Source organism: Olsenella sp. An270 (assembly GCF_002159735.1).
Lineage (GTDB): Bacteria > Actinomycetota > Coriobacteriia > Coriobacteriales > Atopobiaceae > Thermophilibacter.
Map to the genome: position 1 here is coordinate 217,583 of NZ_NFJF01000003.1, position 15,311 is coordinate 232,893.

Sequence of the window (15,311 nt, forward strand, 5' to 3'; positions counted from 1 at the left end):
GAACGGCCTAGCAGCAGCCGCAGTCGGGGGCGGGGTTCTCGATCTGGATGTCCACGCCGAGGGCGTCGAGGTCGAGCTCGTCGAACATGACGGCGCCGTCCTTGCCGAGGGCGTTGGGCACGATGGAGAACGTGTTGGAGATGCCGTCCTGGGCGTCCTTGAACGGGAGCTTGGCGACGGAGGCCAGCGACGCGACGGCGCCGTGGGTGTCACGACGGTGCATCGGGTTGGCACCCGGGGCGAAGGGCTCGCCGGCGCGACGGCCGTCGGGCGTGTTGCCGGTGGCGTTGCCGTAGACGACGTTCGAGGTGATCGTGAGGATCGAGGTCGTCGGGACGGAGTTGCGGTAGGTGTCCGTCTCGCGGACGTACTTCATGAAGACCTCGACCACGTCGTGGGCGATCTGGTCCACGCGGTCGTCGTCGTTGCCGTACTTGGGGAAGTCGCCCTCGACCTCGTAGTCGGTGACCAGGCCGGTCTCGTCGCGGATGACCTTGACCTTGGCGTACTTGATCGCGGAGAGGGAGTCGGCCACGACGGAGAGGCCGGCGATGCCCGTGGCGAACCAGCGGTGCACGTGCTCGTCGTGCAGGGCCATCTGCAGGCGCTCGTAGCAGTACTTGTCGTGCATGTAGTGGATGATGTTCAGCGAGTTGACGTAGACCTCGGCGAGCCACTGCATCATGTCGCGGTACTTGGACACGACGTCGTCGTAGTCGAGGTAGTCACCCTCGACCGGACGGAACTTCGGGCCGACCTGCTCGCCGGTCTTCTCGTCGCGGCCGCCGTTGATGGCGTAGAGGAGGCACTTGGCGAGGTTGGCGCGGGCGCCGAAGAACTGCATCTCCTTGCCGATGCGCATCGAGGACACGCAGCAGGCGATCGCGTAGTCGTCGCCGTGGTAGACGCGCATGAGGTCGTCGTTCTCGTACTGGATGGAGCTGGTGGTGATGGAGATCTTGGCGCAGTAGCGCTTGAAGGCCTCGGGCAGGCGCGTGGACCAGAGCACCGTGAGGTTGGGCTCGGGGCTGGTGCCCATGTTCTCGAGGGTGTGGAGGTAGCGGAAGGCGGTCTTGGTGACCATGGAGCGGCCGTCGACGCCCATGCCGCCGAGGGACTCGGTGACCCACTGCGGGTCGCCGGAGAACAGCTCGTTGTACTCGGGGGTGCGGGCAAACTTGACCATGCGGAGCTTCATGACGAGGTGGTCGATGATCTCCTGCGCCTCGGCCTCGGTGATGACGCCGTTCTTGAGGTCGCGCTCGGCGTAGATGTCCAGGAACGTGGAGTTGCGGCCGATGGACATGGCGGCGCCGTTCTGCTCCTTGACCGCGGCGAGGTAGCCGAAGTACAGCCACTGCACGGCCTCCTGGAAGTTCTTGGCGGGCTTGGAGATGTCGAAGCCGTAGATCTTGCCGAGCTGCCCCAGCTCCTGGAGGGCGCGGATCTGCTCCGCGAGCTCCTCGCGGTGACGGATGACCTCCTCGCGCATGTGCTTCTGGGTGCCCGCGTGCTCGGCGCGCTTCTCCTCGATGAGGCGGTCGACGCCGTAGAGCGCCACGCGGCGGTAGTCGCCGATGATGCGGCCGCGGCCGTAGGCGTCGGGCAGGCCGGTGATGATGTGGCTGTGGCGGCAGGCGCGCATCTCGGGGGTGTAGACGTCAAAGACGCCGGCGTTGTGCGTCTTGCGGTAGTTGGTGTAGATGTTCACGACCTCGGGGTCGACCTCGTAGCCGTTCTGCTTGCAGGCGGCCACGGCCATGCGGATGCCGCCGTTGACCATGAGGGCGCGCTTGAGGGGCTTCTCGGTCTGCAGGCCCACGATCTTCTCGAGCGGCTCGTCGATGTAGCCGGCCTCGTGCGAGGTGATGGTCGAGACGACCTTGGTGTCCATGTCGAGGACGCCGCCGGCCTCGCGCTCCTTCTGGAAGAGGTCCATGACCTCGCCCCAGAGCTTGGTCGTGGCCTCCGTGGGACCGGCGAGGAAGGACTCGTCGCCGTCGTAGGGGGTGTAGTTGCGCTGGATGAAGTCACGGACGTCGATCTCGTGCTCCCAGTTGCCGCCGACAAAGCCGGCCCAGGCCTCCTGCTGACTCACTGCTCACGCTCCTTTTTCGAGGATGGTCGTTGTGTTGCCGCGCGGGTAACGGCACAACAAAGCTACCAGAGTTGGGTCCCCGTGAGGCTGGGAAAGTTAGCATCAGCTAAAAACTTGGAACAGGCACAACATGTTGTGTCCAGATTGACAAGCATCGCCAACCTGTGGGGGTCTCAAAGTATAGTACGAACGGACGAGAATGACATCGTGAACCTCGGGAGAAGGTCGCGCGCCGCGCACCGGACCGGCTGGCCCCGCACGCGGCGCGCCGAGTGTACGAGTTATCGCGTGATGACTCGGAGCGGATAGCCTACTACGCCATGAACATAACGTAAGACAATATTCCTAGCGGTCATTGCGAGAGAAACTCGTACACTCGGCGAGGGTGCGTGCCGTCGCGCTACCAGACGAACGGGATGATGAGCTTGGTGCGGTCTGCGTAGGCGCGGTACTCCGGGTTCTCGCCGTAGCGGGCCTCGTGGCCCTTGGCCATGCGACGCGCGCCGTCGAGCATGATGAAGATGATGCAGACAAAGCCGACAAGCGCCATGGCCCACTGGCCCACGCCGGCGAGGCTCGTCGCGCCGGCGAGAAGGACGCCGGTCCAGAAGAGCATCTCGCCCAGGTAGTTGGGGCAGCGCACGACCGAGAAGAGCCCCTTGGTGGCGACCATGTCCGGACGCTCGGCCTTCTGGGCGCTCTTCTGCTGGTCGGCCACAGCCTCGACCACAGCGCCGGCCGCCATGACCACGACACCCACCCACAGCACGACGTCGTCGGGCGTGCCGTTGGCCAGGCGCAGGTGCAGCCCCGCCGTCTCGCAGACGTAGAGCGCGCCCATGAACAGCCACGCGAGCGCCTTCACAAAGACGGGCGGCTCCTCGCCCACCTTGGTGGCGAGCACCTTGCGATAGGCGGCGTTGCCCATCTCGCGACGGTAGAGGAACAGCCCCAGGCGCAGGCCGTACGCGAGGCAGACCACCAGGCCCGCGACGATGCCGGGGGTCAGCGCCCCCGCCCCGGCGCCCCAGACCACGCAGGCGACGGCGATGCCCGCCACGGCAAAGCCGTAGCCGATGGACATGAACCACACGAAGCGCCTGAAGCCCATGGAGCAGCAGGCGAGCGCCACCACGAAGAGGATGCCGATAAGTACCCAGTTCACGTTATGCCTCCTTAGCGGCCTTGGCGGCGAGCTCGGCCTCGATCACGGGCGCGTAGCTCTTCTCGGCGATGTACTCCCGGAAGCTGCGGCCGGGAATCTCGGTGTCTCCCACGCAGTCGTTCAAGAGCGTGAACTTGGAGAACTTGAGCACGTCGGACTTGCCCTGGGCCTTGATTTTGGGAAGCATCCCCAGCACGTCCATCATGAACGCCGGCACGGTCTTGACCGGGCCGTTCGTGACGCCGTCGGCGTTGTAGAACATCTCCGCGATCTGTCGGTAGGTGTAGGTCTCGGTGCCGCCCACGGAGTAGGTCTTGTTCTCGTCGCACATGGTCTCAAGGATGAAGCGGGCGAAGTCGCGCGTGTCCACGACGTTGGCGCGCGGCTCGAAGCCGCCCTTGGTCTTGAGCAGCTGGACGCTCTTTGACTTGATCATGGGCCAGAAGACGTGCGCGATGTCGTAGAAGTAGCCCGTGGGGCGCCAGATCACGTAGGTGAGGCCGGACGCCTTGAGCGCCTCCTCCAGCATGAACTTGCTGTGGACCATCGGGATGCCCTCGCCCTTGTCGGCGTTGATGACGCTGACGTAGCCGAAGTGCGCCACGCCCGCGGCGCGCGCGGCCTCGATCAGGTTGAGGTTGCCCTGGTAGTCGATGTCGTAGTTGGTGAAGCGCGTGGACGCCCCGGTGAGGCCGACGGTGGTGATCACCACGTCGGCGCCGTCGCAGAGGCCCTCCAGGGTCTCCGGGCGGGTGACGTCGATCTGGCGCGTCTCAAAGCGGGACGCGTCCACGTCGTCGGGGACGCGCACCACCGCGTCGGCGGCCACGATCTGGTGGTCGGTCGCGCACAGCGCGCGCAGGATGTCGGAGCCCAGCTTGCCAAAGGCTCCCGTGAGCACGATCCTCATCTACTTGACCTCCTTCGGGCCCGCCGCGTGGAGCATGAGGGTGCCCCACAGGAAGCAGGCCATCGACAGCGTGTTGGTGAGCTGGGCGACCCAGTGCATGGAGCTCGAGTCGTCAAACTTGGCGCCGAGGTAGCCCATTCCGAGCATGAACACGAAGGCCAGCGCAAAGGCAACGGGCACGAGCCTCTTGCCGCTGCGGGCGCCCTCGACGGCGAGAAGGACCTGCGCCCCGCCGAGCCCGACCACCTGCATGACGATGAACGGGATCGAGGTCGTGGTGGCCGCCGGGGCCGCGCCCGCGGCGAGCGCCGACGAGGCGTTCTTCTCGCCCTTCCAGAAGAGGCCCGTGAGCCCCAGGAAGAAGAGGAGGAAGCCCGGTCCCTGCAGCGTGAAGAGCGCGTGGTCGAGAAGGACGTAGTCGCAGACGCCCGTGGCGTAGAGCAGCTTCCAGAGCGCTTTCATGAAGCCGCCGAGAAACGCCATGATGGAACCGGCGGCCACGAGCGAGTAGGCGCCCTTGGGCAGGCGGTCGTAGAGGTCGCGCTGGAGGATGACGGCGGCCACGAGGAACAGGGCCACGGGAACGCAGTCCACGAGCGCCATCGCGACGGTGATGCCCCCGCCCATCAGCGCTTGTCCTTCTCGGCGCGGCGCTTGTCGTTGATGATCTTGACGTGCTCGTCGGTGATGAGCTCGACGCCGTTCTCCTTGGCCCAGGCCACGCAGCCGTTGAGGACGGTCTTGAGGAACGGGCGCGGCACCTTGGCGAAGTTCTTGAGCGCCTCGTCGGTGAACTTGACCGTGTCGTCCGCGCGGTTGGCCGCGTAGCGGATGGACTCGATGTCCACTTCCTTGGGGGCGGGGATGGGCTCGGCGATGGGCTTGGCGAGCTTGGGGAAGCGCGTGTACCAGAAGTTGGTGGAGTCACGGTAGCCGTAGTCCACGGGCACGGGCGGGAAGCTCGTCTTGGTGACGCCGTTCACGATGGCGTCGTAGTAGCGCTCCTTCATGAGGATCTTGTCGATGTGCAGGATGAAGTGGGCGCCGTACTTGGACGTGATGCCGTTGAAGTCGTTGTAGGGGCCGGGGTGTCCGTCGTCGATGTCCTCCACGCGGAACTTGTCGGCGCCCTCGAGCTCGGCGGCCCAGGTGCACTCGAAGACCTGGAACGCGGTCTTGATCACGGGCGGGCGCAGCGGGTCTGAGGGGTCGGCCTGGCCGGGCTCCATCTCAAACTTGAGGTCGCCCATCTTCTCGGCGGAGGGGCCGGGGAAGCCCAGACGCACGGCCTCCTTGAAGCTCTCGCGGTCGTCGGGGATGAAGTTGAGGGCGCACTTGTGCGTGCGGAGCAGGTTGGCGCAGGTGTTGGACGTGTTGCGGCACTCCAGCAGCATCGCGTAGCGGTCCTTGCCGGCGATGTAGTACGGGAAGCACAGCGAGTACGAGCCGATGTTGAGGGAGCCGTCGGGGTTCATCGTGGAGATGCACACCGTCGGCATGGGGAAGAACGCCGACGTCTGGTAGAAGTTGTCGACGATCCTCAGGTCCTTGAAGCTGCTCATGATTCTTGTCCTCCTTCTGTATGCGGGGCGCCCGCGGCGAGGGCGGACGCAAGCTTGCCCATGGCTGGGGTGCCGAGGTCGGCGTTGACCGAGCAGGCGAGAAGGGCCTCGGCCAGCACGTCGGCGAGCGGGGCGAGGTCCGCGCGGCCGGCGCGCTCCGTCACGGCGCGCACGGGGCGCGCGACCTGCTCGCGGAGCATGCGGTGGTAGCGGGTGAGGTAGCTCGAGGCGCTGCCGCCCTCGTACTGCTGCCACGTGGGGCGGTAGGCGTCCGAGAAGGCGTTGAGCTCGTCGCAGAGGTCGCAGAGTCCCCGCTCGAGGTCGGTGGCCGCGGCCGCGACGGCGTCCATGCGCGCGAGGGCGTCCTGCCAGTCGGCGAGCGCGAGCGTCGCGACGATCTCCTCCTTGTCGGAGAAGTAGTTGTAGATGGTCCCCGGCGCCACGCCCACGCGCTGGGCGAGGGCGCGCATGGAGAGGGAGCGCCATCCGTCGGCGGCGAGGGCCTCGCGCGCGGCGTCGAGGATGCGCTCCCGCAGGTTCTCGATGATCTTGGGCATGGACGTCCTTCTCGCCAGCCTTTATGAACGCGTTCATTTTAAGGTCGGCGACGGGCTTTGCAAGGGTCGAGAAGGACGAACGGGGGAGCGGCGGCTACTGCTCCTGCTCGTGGCGCTCGCGCAGGGCGGGGAGGATGCGCTTGACGACCCACCACACGGCCACGGCGACCACGATGACGATGATGACGTACTTGACGATGTCGGAGACCCACTCGGCCTGCTCGGTCACCGTCTCCCACGCGCTGCCGGCGGCCGCGCCGAGCGAGCAGAGGATCGTGTTCCACACCGCGGAGCCGACGAGCGTGTAGAGCGAGAAGCGCACGACGTTCATCTTGGCGGTGCCGGCGGGGATGGAGATGAGGCTGCGCACGACGGGGATGCAGCGGCAGATGAGGACCGTCACCTGCCCCTTGCGGTCGAACCAGTCGACGGCGCTGGCGATGTCGTCGGGCTTGAAGCCCAGAAGGCGCATCGGGCGCGTGCCGAAGAACGCCATGAGGCGCTCGCGCGAGAGGAGCCGGCCCACGCCGTAGAGGATGTAGGCGCCGGTGATCGATCCGATGGTCGCGGCGATGATCACGCCGGGGAGCGTGAGGTCGGTCGTGGTGGTGAAGAAGCCCGAGAGCGGCAGGATCAGCTCGCTCGGGATGGGCGGGAACACGTTCTCGAAGAAGATGAGGAACCAGACGCCGATGTAGCCGAACTGGCTGATGAGGTTGGTGAAGACGTCCTCCATGGGACTCCTTTCGGGAAACGGCAGCGCGCTCCATTATCGCCGCTCGCGCCGCGCGCGGCGAAATAATCAACGATTGCACAGAAGTTGGACATTGCGACAAACTTGCACTTCCGGCGAGAGGCGCAATCCTTCACCGTAATTTGCAGCTGGGCACCAAAAGAAAGAATACAAACTCCAGCTTTATGAGCGAGCTGTCCTCCGCCCTGCGCACAAGGAGGCTGAGCGTGCCTACCATTTCAGCTGCCTGGAACGGCGCATAGTCGTCACGTTGCCTTGCTCGCCGCTTGCTGGTCTGGGCGCGGCGTTCTGCTGCAGGTTGGGTCTCGGGCGTGGTCGAGGAGATCATGCGCCACGGACTATGTATTACACTACCGGATAGCACGAAAAGGTTCCGACACGCCTTCGGTGCCCTCTGCCCGGGCTACCAGGCAGAGGGCCCTTCCACGATCGTCTCTACTCACATCTCGAGGGGATGGAGCAGTGATGCAGCAAGAGAGCGCCAAGCCGACCCCGCCCGAGCTGTGGGTTGTCGTGCCCTGCTACCGCGAGGAGGAGGTCCTGCCCATCACGGCGGACGCCCTCCATTCGCTCATGGGCGCGCTGGTGAACGAGGGGGCCATCTCAGCCTCGTCCAGGGTCCTGCTGGTGGACGACGGCAGTCCCGATGGGACGTGGGGGCTCATACGCGCCCTGGCCGAGGATCCGGCGTTCGGCGGGCTCTTCTGCGGCATCTCGCTCGCGCACAACCGTGGCCACCAGTCGGCGCTTCTCGCCGGGCTCATGGAGGCGCTCGAGCGCGGCTGTGACTGCGCGGTCTCCATGGATGCCGACCTGCAGGACGACCCTGCCGCGGTGAGGGAGATGCTCGAGGCGCACGCCGCCGGCGCCGAGGTGGTCTTTGGCGTGAGGTCGTCCCGGGAGCGGGACACCGCGTTCAAGCGCGGTACGGCGCACGCGTTCTACCGTCTCATGTCAGCGCTCGGCGTGGAGACGGTGCCCGACTCCGCGGACTATCGCCTCATGGGCAGGCACGCCCTCGAGGCGCTCTCCGGCTATGGCGAGGAGAACCTGTTCCTGCGGGGCATTGTGCCGTCGCTGGGCTTCAGGACCGCGAAGGTCTACTACGAGCGGGGCGAGCGCGCGGCCGGCGAGTCCAAGTACCCTCTCGCCAAGATGGTGGCCTTCGCGGTGGAGGGCGTCACGTCCTTCTCGACGGCGCCCATCCGCATGGTCGCGGCGGCGGGGGCGGTCTTTCTGGTCATCGCGCTCGTCATGCTCGTGTGGTCGCTCCTGTCCGCCTTCCTCGGGTCGACCGAGCCCGGCTGGGCGAGCCTTATGGTCTCGCTGTGGTTCATCGGCGGCGCGGTAATGCTCTCGCTTGGGGTAGTTGGCGAGTACGTGGGCAAGTGCTACCTCGAGTCCAAGCGGCGCCCGCGCTGGCACATTGCCGAGCGCGTTGGGTAAGGCATGCGCGGGCTCATTGAACAGCTGCTCAAGTTCGGGGTCGTCGGTGCGGCGGCGACGCTCATAGACTTTGCCGTCATGATCGCGCTGACCGAGCTCGCGGGGCTTGACCCAGTGATTTCGGCGGGAGTATCGTTCACCGTCTCCGTGGTCTTCAACTACCTCGCCTCCATGCGCTTCGTGTTCACGCGGCGTGAGGACCTTGGCCGTGCGGCGGAGGCGGCGATTTTCGTAGCGCTGTCGCTCGCGGGCCTGGCGATCAACGAGGTGCTCATGTGGCTCGGCGTCACCATGCTCAGGCTCAACTACGTCCTGGTCAAGGTGGCTGCCACGTGCGTGGTCATGCTCTGGAACTTCCTCTCCAGGAAGCGGTGGCTCGACGCGTCGTGAACAATCCTCCATCGGCTGGGGCACCCCGAAGGGATCTGGCCGACATTACATCAACTCTGAAATGGTTGCCCCAATGGGGAACCTCACGAGGGTCTTGCGTCACGGTGTGAGTGCGCAGTGGGGCCTTCTCGCCGTAAGATCTGACGCCCGAGATGAGGAGGGCCCTTGGCCTGCCCTAGAGCGCGGACTCATAGATGGCGCGGACGTCGTCGAGTGAGAGGCGCATGAGGTCGCCGATCTCGCGGCCCTTGTTCTGCTCGAGCGTGCCCAGCAGCGCCGGGATCTGCTCGGCCGTGACGCCGAGCTCGCCGAGGGTGCGCGGCATGCCCATGGAGACGAAGAACTCCTGCAGCTCGTCGATCGTGGCGGTGACGGCGTCGGCCACGGCCTGCTCGGGCGTCACGTCCACGGCGTCCGCCTCGGGGTCGACCGGCTCGATGCCAAAGACGTCGCGGCCGAAGGAGAGGAAGCGCTCGGGGTTGGCGCGCCAGACGTAGCGCATCCACGCGGGGAAGACCACCGCGAGGCCCGCGCCGTGCGTGATGGTCGCATCGTGGGCGGAGAGCTCGTGCTCGAGGGCGTGGCTCTCCCAGCCGCCGGCGCGCGCGTTCGGCTTGGCGTTGCGGCCCAGGCCCGCCAGCCCGTTGTGCGCGAGCATGCCCGCCCACATGATGTTGGCGCGGGCGTCGTAGTCCTTAGGGTCGGCGAGGGCGCGCGGCGCCTCCTCCATGAGCGAGCGTACGAGGCCGCAGGCGATGTTGTCGGTCACGGGCACGGGCCCGTAGCTGGAGAAGTAGCGCTCCATGATGTGCGCGCACATGTCGGTCACGCCGGCCGCGGTCTGGTAGGCGGGGAGCGTGAAGGTGAGCTCGGGGTCCATGACTGCGAGCTCGGGGCGGTTGAGGTCGGTGGAGAGGCCGCGCTTGAGGCAGAGCTCGTCGTTTGAGATGACGCAGGAGTCGCTCGCCTCGGAGCCGGCGGCGGGGATCGTGAGGACGCAGGCCACGGCGGGCTTGCCCTCGGCGACGGGCGCCGCCTTCTTGGCAAAGAGGTCCCAGACGTCGCCCGCGTGGGGGACGCCGAGGGAGATGGCCTTGGCGGTGTCGATGGCCGAGCCGCCGCCCACGGCGAGGATCACGTCGGCGCCAAAGGAGCGCGCCGCCGCCACGCCCTCGCGAACGTGCGCGACGCTCGGGTTGGGGCGCGCGCCGCCGAGCTCGTCATGCGCGACGCCGGCGGCGTCGAGGGAGGCGAGCACGCGCTCGAGCGTGCCCGTGCGCACCACGGAGCCCTGGCCGTAGACGACGAGCGCGCGGACGTGGCCGAGGGCGGCGAGCTCGGCGCCGGTGCGGTCGCAGACGCCGCGGCCAAAGACGAAGCGGGTGGGCGAGAAGAACGTGAAGTCGTTCACGGTGGCTCCTTTCGTGGGATGCATGAGAAGAGCTTAGCGCTTGCACGGCGCTTGTGCGGCGCTTACGTCCGGTTGACGTGGCGGCGATACGGTGTAGCCGTACGGTCATCTGTCGAGGGGGTGCGCCATGCTGGGCGAGAAGATCGTGGGGGCCGAGGCGTCGTATCTGAGGAGGCTCGGCGCGCTGAGCGGGATGCTCTGCGGCACCTGCGCCCTTCTCGGCCTCGTGCTCGTGGCGCTGCAGCCGACCGTCGAGAACCTCGGCGCGCTTCTCGCCTGCGCGGCCGTCTCCGGCGCGGGCGTCGCGCTCGCCCGGGCAAGCTAGCCTCGCCCCCCAACCTGAAAGCGCGGACAGCGTCGTGCTCGTCCCGTGCAGGCCGGCCCCTCGGTCTGGGCGCCCGCACGGTCGGGTAGCATCCCCTCAACAACGGTTCCGACCCAAGGGAGATGCGCCATGTGCACGGCAGTTCGCTTCACCGACGACCAGGGGAACATGTTCTTTGGCCGCAATCTCGACTGGACGTTCGGCTACGGGCAGGGCATCATGCGCACGCCCGGTGACGCGGCCGTGCCCGCCGCCTTCGACCGTCCTGGCGACTCCGCCCGCGGCCACGACGTGATCGGCGTGGGCATCGAGGCGCTCGGGGTGCCGCTCTACTTTGACTGCGCCAACGACGCGGGCTTGGCCGTCGCCGGCCTCAACTTCCCGCAGAGCGCGCGCTATGCGGCCGGCCCCGTCGACGGGACGGTCAACGTGGCGGCGTACGAGTTCCCGTACTGGGTCGCGCGCAGCTTCGCGACCGTCTCCGAGGCCCGAGCCGCGCTCTCCGGCGTGACCGTGGTGGCCAAGCCCGTGAGCGACAAGCTGCCCGTCGCCAACCTGCACTGGATCGTCGCGGACGCGACGGGCGCGATCGTGGTGGAGTGCATGGAGGACGGCATGCGCGTCTGGGACGACGACGTCGACGTCCTCACCAACGAGCCCGACTTTGGCTGGCACCGTCAGAACCTGCGCAACTACCTCACGCTCACCGACGCCGCCCCGGCTCCGGCCTCCTGGGGTGGTGCCGAGCTCAGGACGTTCGGCTCGGGCGAGGGCCTGCGCGGCGTCCCCGGCGACTACTCGGGCCCCTCTCGCTTCGTGAAGGTTGCCTTCGTGAACGCGCACTATCCCGCGCAGTCTGACGAGAAGGACAACGTCACGCGCCTGTTCCGCACGCTGGGCTCCGTGGCCGTGCCCGAGGGCTGCGCGCGCATGGCGGACGGCTCGTACGAGAAGACCCTCTACACCAGCGGCTTCTCCGCCGCGACGCGCACCTACTACTACGCGACCTACGACGACCCCCAGATCCGCGAGTTCCCGCTGGCAGGCTAGGGGAGGGCGTTCTTCTCGCCCTCGTCCGCCCGGTTCCCCCACTGCGCGCGCGTGACGCACAGGACGCGCTCGACGCGCCCACCGGCGTCACGCGCGCGCACCTCCGTGAGCCCGAGCTTCTCCATCACGCGGCGACTCTGCAGGTTGCCCTCGTAGTGGCCGGCCCACACCCTCTCGAGCCGCAGGTCGTCGAAGGCGTGGGCGAGCACGGCGCGTCCCGCCTCGGGCATGTAGCCGTGCCCCCAGAGCGGCCGGGCGAGCCAGTAGCCGAGCTCTGCCTCGCTCGCGTCCCGCGCAAGATCGGACGCGGCGCCAAACTTGAGGCCGATGGCCCCGACTGGCTCGTCCTCGCCCGCGCGCCCGCGGACGACGATGGCATAGCTCTCCGGCACGGCGAGCACCTCGCGAATGATCCGCGCGCTCTCCTCGACGCTTTCGTGCGGCTCCCATCCGGCGCGCGGCCCCACCTCGGGGTCGCGCGCCCAGCGATGGAGCGCGGGGGCGTCCGCCTCGGTCCAGGGGCGCAGCGTGAGGCGTTCCGTCTCGAGCCGGGTGGTCATGGCATCTCCTCGTCTCAAATGGCCTATGCACCGCATTATGCGATTTCCGACGGAATCGGGGCCCAGGACGTTGGCAATCGCGTATTCGCCCCAGAGGTCCGGATGTTTGACAGGTACCCCACGGGGGTATAGAGTTCATCGTAAGAAACCCCGAGGGGGTATCCGGACGAAAGGACGACCGTGGCCGAGAAGAACGACTGCCCGCACTGCGGCGGCCTCAAGCACACGCCGCGCTCTCCCGAGCTCAAGGCCAGCGTCACGCGGCGCATCAACCGTGCCGTGGGGCAGCTGAACGGCATCAGGGCGATGGTGGAGGAGGACCGCTACTGCGGCGACGTCCTCACGCAGCTCGCCGCCGTGGAGTCGGCCGTGAAGGCCATCTCGCGCGAGGTCATGCGCGACCACCTGGAGACCTGCGTCGTCGAGCGCATCCAGGCCGGGGACACCGAGGTCACCGACGAGGTCATGGACCTCTTCCGCAAGTTCATGTGAGGGGCGTCGCATGAGGGAGACCTTTGACATAACGGGCATGACCTGCGCGGCGTGCTCGGCGCGCGTGCAGAGGGCGGCGGGCGAGGTGCCCGGCGTCGAATGCGCCAACGTGAACCTGCTCAAGAACTCGATGGAGCTCGACTACGACGGCTCGCCCGAGACGGCCGCCGCCGTGGTGGAGGCCATCGAGAAGTCCGGGTACGGTGCCGCCCGTCGCGCGCCGGCGGGCGAGAAGGGCCGCGGTGCCGCGCCCGCCGACCGCCCCGGCGCCGCCGCCGAGAGGGCCATCCGCGAGAAGCGCGACCAGCTGATGATCTCCACGGTCTTCTCGGTGCCGCTCTTCTACGTGGCCATGGGCCCGATGTTCGGCTGGCCGCAGCCGCCCGCGCTCGCGGGGGAGGCCAACCTCGTGGCGCTCGGGCTCACGCAGCTTCTGCTCTGCGCACCCATCCTCTTCGTGAACCGTCACTACTTCATCACCGGCTTCAGGACGCTGGCGCATCGCGCGCCCAACATGGACTCGCTCATCGCGCTGGGCTCGGCCGCCTCTGCCATCTGGAGCGTCGCGCAGCTCTACCGCATGGCGTGGGCCGCGGGCGCGGGCGACGCGGCCACGCTCCACGCCGCCGCGCACAACCTCTACTTCGACTCCGCCGGCATGATCCTCACCCTCATCACGCTGGGCAAGTTCTTCGAGGCCCGCGCCAAGGGCCGCACCACGGACGCCATCGCGGCCCTCATGGACCTCGCGCCCAAGACGGCGACGGTCGTGCGCGACGGCGCGGAGGTTGAGGTCCCCACCGAGGACGTCATGGTGGGGGAGCGCGTGATCGTGCGCGCCGGCGAGTCCGTGCCGGTGGACGGCGTGGTGCTCGAGGGCTCGGCCACCGTGGACGAGTCCGCCATCACGGGCGAGGCGGTCCCGGTGGAGAAGGGCGTGGGCGACCGCGTGACCGGCGCCACGGTCTCCATGCGGGGTTGGTTCGCGATGGAGGCGCGCGCCGTCGGCGACGACACCACGCTCGCCGGCATCATCCGCCTCGTCGACGAGGCGACGAGTTCCAAGGCCCCCATCGAGCGCATGGCCGACAGGATCGCCGGCGTATTCGTCCCCGTGGTCATCGCCATCGCCGCGGCGACGTTCGTGGCGTGGCTCGCACTCGCGGGCGACGTGGCCACGGCGCTCACGCACGCCATCTCCATCCTCGTGATCTCCTGCCCGTGCGCGCTCGGTCTGGCCACGCCCACGGCCATCATGGTGGGCACCGGCCGCGGCGCCGCAAACGGCATCCTCATCAAGTCCGCCGAGGCGCTCGAGACCGCCTGCAACGTGGACGCCGTCGTGCTGGACAAGACCGGTACCGTCACCGAGGGCTCCCCGAGCGTGACGGACGTCCTCCTCGCCCCCGGCGTGTCCGAGGCAGAGCTGCTGCGCGTCGCCGTTGCGCTCGAGCGCAAGAGCGAGCACCCGTTGGCCGGCGCCGTCTGCGCCTACGCCGACGAGAAGAACGCAGACGCCGACAAAGACGCGCGCGTCGAGAAGTTCGAGCAGGTCGCGGGCGGCGGCCTCTCCGCGACGGTGGACGGCTCGCCCGTGCTCGCCGGCAACGCGCGTCTCATGGCGGCGCATGGCGTGGTGCTCGGCGAGCTCGAGGCAGCGACGGCGACGCTCGCGGACGACGGCAAGACGCCGCTGTTCTTCTCGCTGGGTGGGCGCGCGCTGGGCATGATTGCCGTGGCCGACCCCGTGAAGCCCACGAGTTCCGCGGCCGTCGCGCGACTCCGTGCCATGGGCGTTCGCACGGTGCTTCTCACCGGCGACCAGGAGCGCACCGCGGCCGCCGTTGCGCGTCAGGTGGGCGTCGACGAGGTCATCGCGGGCGTGCTGCCCGCGCAGAAGGAGGCCAAGGTCCGCGAGCTGCAGGAGGCCGGGCGCACCGTCGCCATGGTCGGCGACGGGATCAACGACGCGCCGGCGCTCGCGCGCGCCGACGTGGGCATCGCCATCGGCGCCGGCACGGACGTGGCCATCTCATCGGCCGACGTGGTGCTCATGCACTCCGACCCGGTTGACGTGGCAACTGCGATGGAGCTCTCCCGCGCCACGATGCGCAACATCAAGCAAAACCTCTTCTGGGCACTCTTCTACAACGCCATCTGCATCCCCGTGGCTGCCGGCGTGCTCTCGCCCTGGGGCGTCACGCTCAATCCGATGATCGGCGCCGCGGCTATGGGCTTCTCGTCCGTCTTCGTGGTGACGAACGCCCTGCGCCTGCTCGCCTGGAAGCCGAGCGAGGTCACAGCCGACGTCGCGACCCCCGTCGCAACCGACGTGAGAGTTGAGGAATCTAACGTCGAGGAATCGAGAAAGGACACGACCATGACCAAGACCCTGAACGTTACCGGCATGATGTGCCAGCACTGCGTCGCGCACGTGAGGAAGGCGCTGGAGGGCGTCGACGGCGTGAGCGCCGTGGACGTGAACCTCGAGGCCGGCACCGCGACCGTCGAGGCCGGCGACTCCGTGACCGACGAGGCCCTGGTGGCCGCCGTCGTGGACGCGGGCTACGAGGCCACGGTCGCGTAGGTCT

Annotated in this window: 15 protein-coding genes; 6 read left to right on the plus strand and 9 right to left on the minus strand. The window is 67.9% G+C overall.

Going from position 1 to position 15,311, the window contains the following annotated elements; translation table 11 throughout:
* Positions 1-7: 7 nt before the first annotated feature.
* The 7 genes from pflB to B5F73_RS05150 form a co-directional block, all read right to left on the minus strand.
* Positions 8-2,098 (minus strand): formate C-acetyltransferase, encoded by a 2,091-nt coding sequence (gene pflB, locus B5F73_RS05120; RefSeq protein WP_087227187.1) that lies wholly within the window; start codon positions 2,096-2,098, stop codon positions 8-10.
* A 400-nt stretch (positions 2,099-2,498) separates the two neighbouring features.
* Positions 2,499-3,263 (minus strand): DUF1295 domain-containing protein, encoded by a 765-nt coding sequence (locus tag B5F73_RS05125; protein ID WP_087227188.1) that lies wholly within the window; start codon positions 3,261-3,263, stop codon positions 2,499-2,501.
* A 1-nt stretch (position 3,264) separates the two neighbouring features.
* The gene (locus tag B5F73_RS05130) at positions 3,265-4,173 is read right to left on the minus strand and encodes an NAD(P)H-binding protein (protein ID WP_087227189.1); all 909 of its coding nucleotides are present in this window, start codon (positions 4,171-4,173) and stop codon (positions 3,265-3,267) included.
* Entirely contained in the window at positions 4,174-4,800 is a 627-nt protein-coding gene (locus tag B5F73_RS05135) for a hypothetical protein (protein WP_087227190.1), read from the minus strand.
* Positions 4,800-5,735 carry a hypothetical protein gene (locus tag B5F73_RS05140; RefSeq protein WP_087227191.1) on the minus strand — a complete coding sequence of 312 codons (936 nt, stop codon included), beginning with the start codon at positions 5,733-5,735 and terminating at the stop codon, positions 4,800-4,802. Before B5F73_RS05140 ends, B5F73_RS05135 begins: the two co-directional genes overlap by 1 nt.
* Positions 5,732-6,292 carry a TetR/AcrR family transcriptional regulator gene (locus tag B5F73_RS05145; protein WP_087227192.1) on the minus strand — a complete coding sequence of 187 codons (561 nt, stop codon included), beginning with the start codon at positions 6,290-6,292 and terminating at the stop codon, positions 5,732-5,734. Before B5F73_RS05145 ends, B5F73_RS05140 begins: the two co-directional genes overlap by 4 nt.
* Before the next feature lie 94 nt (positions 6,293-6,386).
* Positions 6,387-7,028: a DedA family protein gene (locus B5F73_RS05150; protein WP_087227193.1), complete on the minus strand. Its 642-nt coding sequence runs from the start codon at positions 7,026-7,028 to the stop codon at positions 6,387-6,389.
* Between the two features lie 483 nt (positions 7,029-7,511).
* Between B5F73_RS05150 and B5F73_RS05155 the strand changes: the two genes are divergently transcribed.
* Together B5F73_RS05155 and B5F73_RS05160 are read left to right on the plus strand one after the other, a co-directional pair.
* Positions 7,512-8,492 (plus strand): glycosyltransferase family 2 protein, encoded by a 981-nt coding sequence (locus B5F73_RS05155; protein WP_087227194.1) that lies wholly within the window; start codon positions 7,512-7,514, stop codon positions 8,490-8,492.
* 3 nt (positions 8,493-8,495) lie between these two features.
* Positions 8,496-8,882: a GtrA family protein gene (locus B5F73_RS05160; protein ID WP_087227195.1), complete on the plus strand. Its 387-nt coding sequence runs from the start codon at positions 8,496-8,498 to the stop codon at positions 8,880-8,882.
* A 175-nt stretch (positions 8,883-9,057) separates the two neighbouring features.
* Here the strand turns inward: B5F73_RS05160 and B5F73_RS05165 are convergent, their stop codons facing one another.
* A complete protein-coding gene (locus tag B5F73_RS05165) occupies positions 9,058-10,293 on the minus strand; it encodes an iron-containing alcohol dehydrogenase (RefSeq protein WP_087227196.1) in 1,236 nt (411 codons plus the stop codon).
* 127 nt (positions 10,294-10,420) lie between these two features.
* Between B5F73_RS05165 and B5F73_RS05170 the strand changes: the two genes are divergently transcribed.
* Both B5F73_RS05170 and bsh read left to right on the plus strand, forming a co-directional pair.
* Entirely contained in the window at positions 10,421-10,618 is a 198-nt protein-coding gene (locus B5F73_RS05170; RefSeq protein WP_087227197.1) for a hypothetical protein, read from the plus strand.
* Positions 10,619-10,747: 129 nt separating this feature from the next.
* Positions 10,748-11,668, plus strand: coding sequence for a choloylglycine hydrolase (gene bsh, locus B5F73_RS05175; RefSeq protein WP_087227198.1), 921 nt, complete (start codon positions 10,748-10,750; stop codon positions 11,666-11,668).
* Here the strand turns inward: bsh and B5F73_RS05180 are convergent.
* The gene (locus B5F73_RS05180) at positions 11,665-12,228 is read right to left on the minus strand and encodes a GNAT family N-acetyltransferase (protein ID WP_158094769.1); all 564 of its coding nucleotides are present in this window, start codon (positions 12,226-12,228) and stop codon (positions 11,665-11,667) included. The two genes, bsh and B5F73_RS05180, sit on opposite strands and share 4 nt — an antisense overlap.
* 180 nt (positions 12,229-12,408) lie before the next feature.
* On the opposite strand from B5F73_RS05180, the gene B5F73_RS05185 reads away from it, so the two are divergent.
* Positions 12,409-12,720, plus strand: a complete 312-nt coding sequence (locus B5F73_RS05185; protein ID WP_087227200.1) for a metal-sensing transcriptional repressor — start codon at positions 12,409-12,411, stop codon at positions 12,718-12,720.
* 10 nt (positions 12,721-12,730) lie between these two features.
* Positions 12,731-15,307 carry a heavy metal translocating P-type ATPase gene (locus B5F73_RS05190; protein WP_087227201.1) on the plus strand — a complete coding sequence of 859 codons (2,577 nt, stop codon included), beginning with the start codon at positions 12,731-12,733 and terminating at the stop codon, positions 15,305-15,307.
* Positions 15,308-15,311 lie beyond the last annotated feature (4 nt).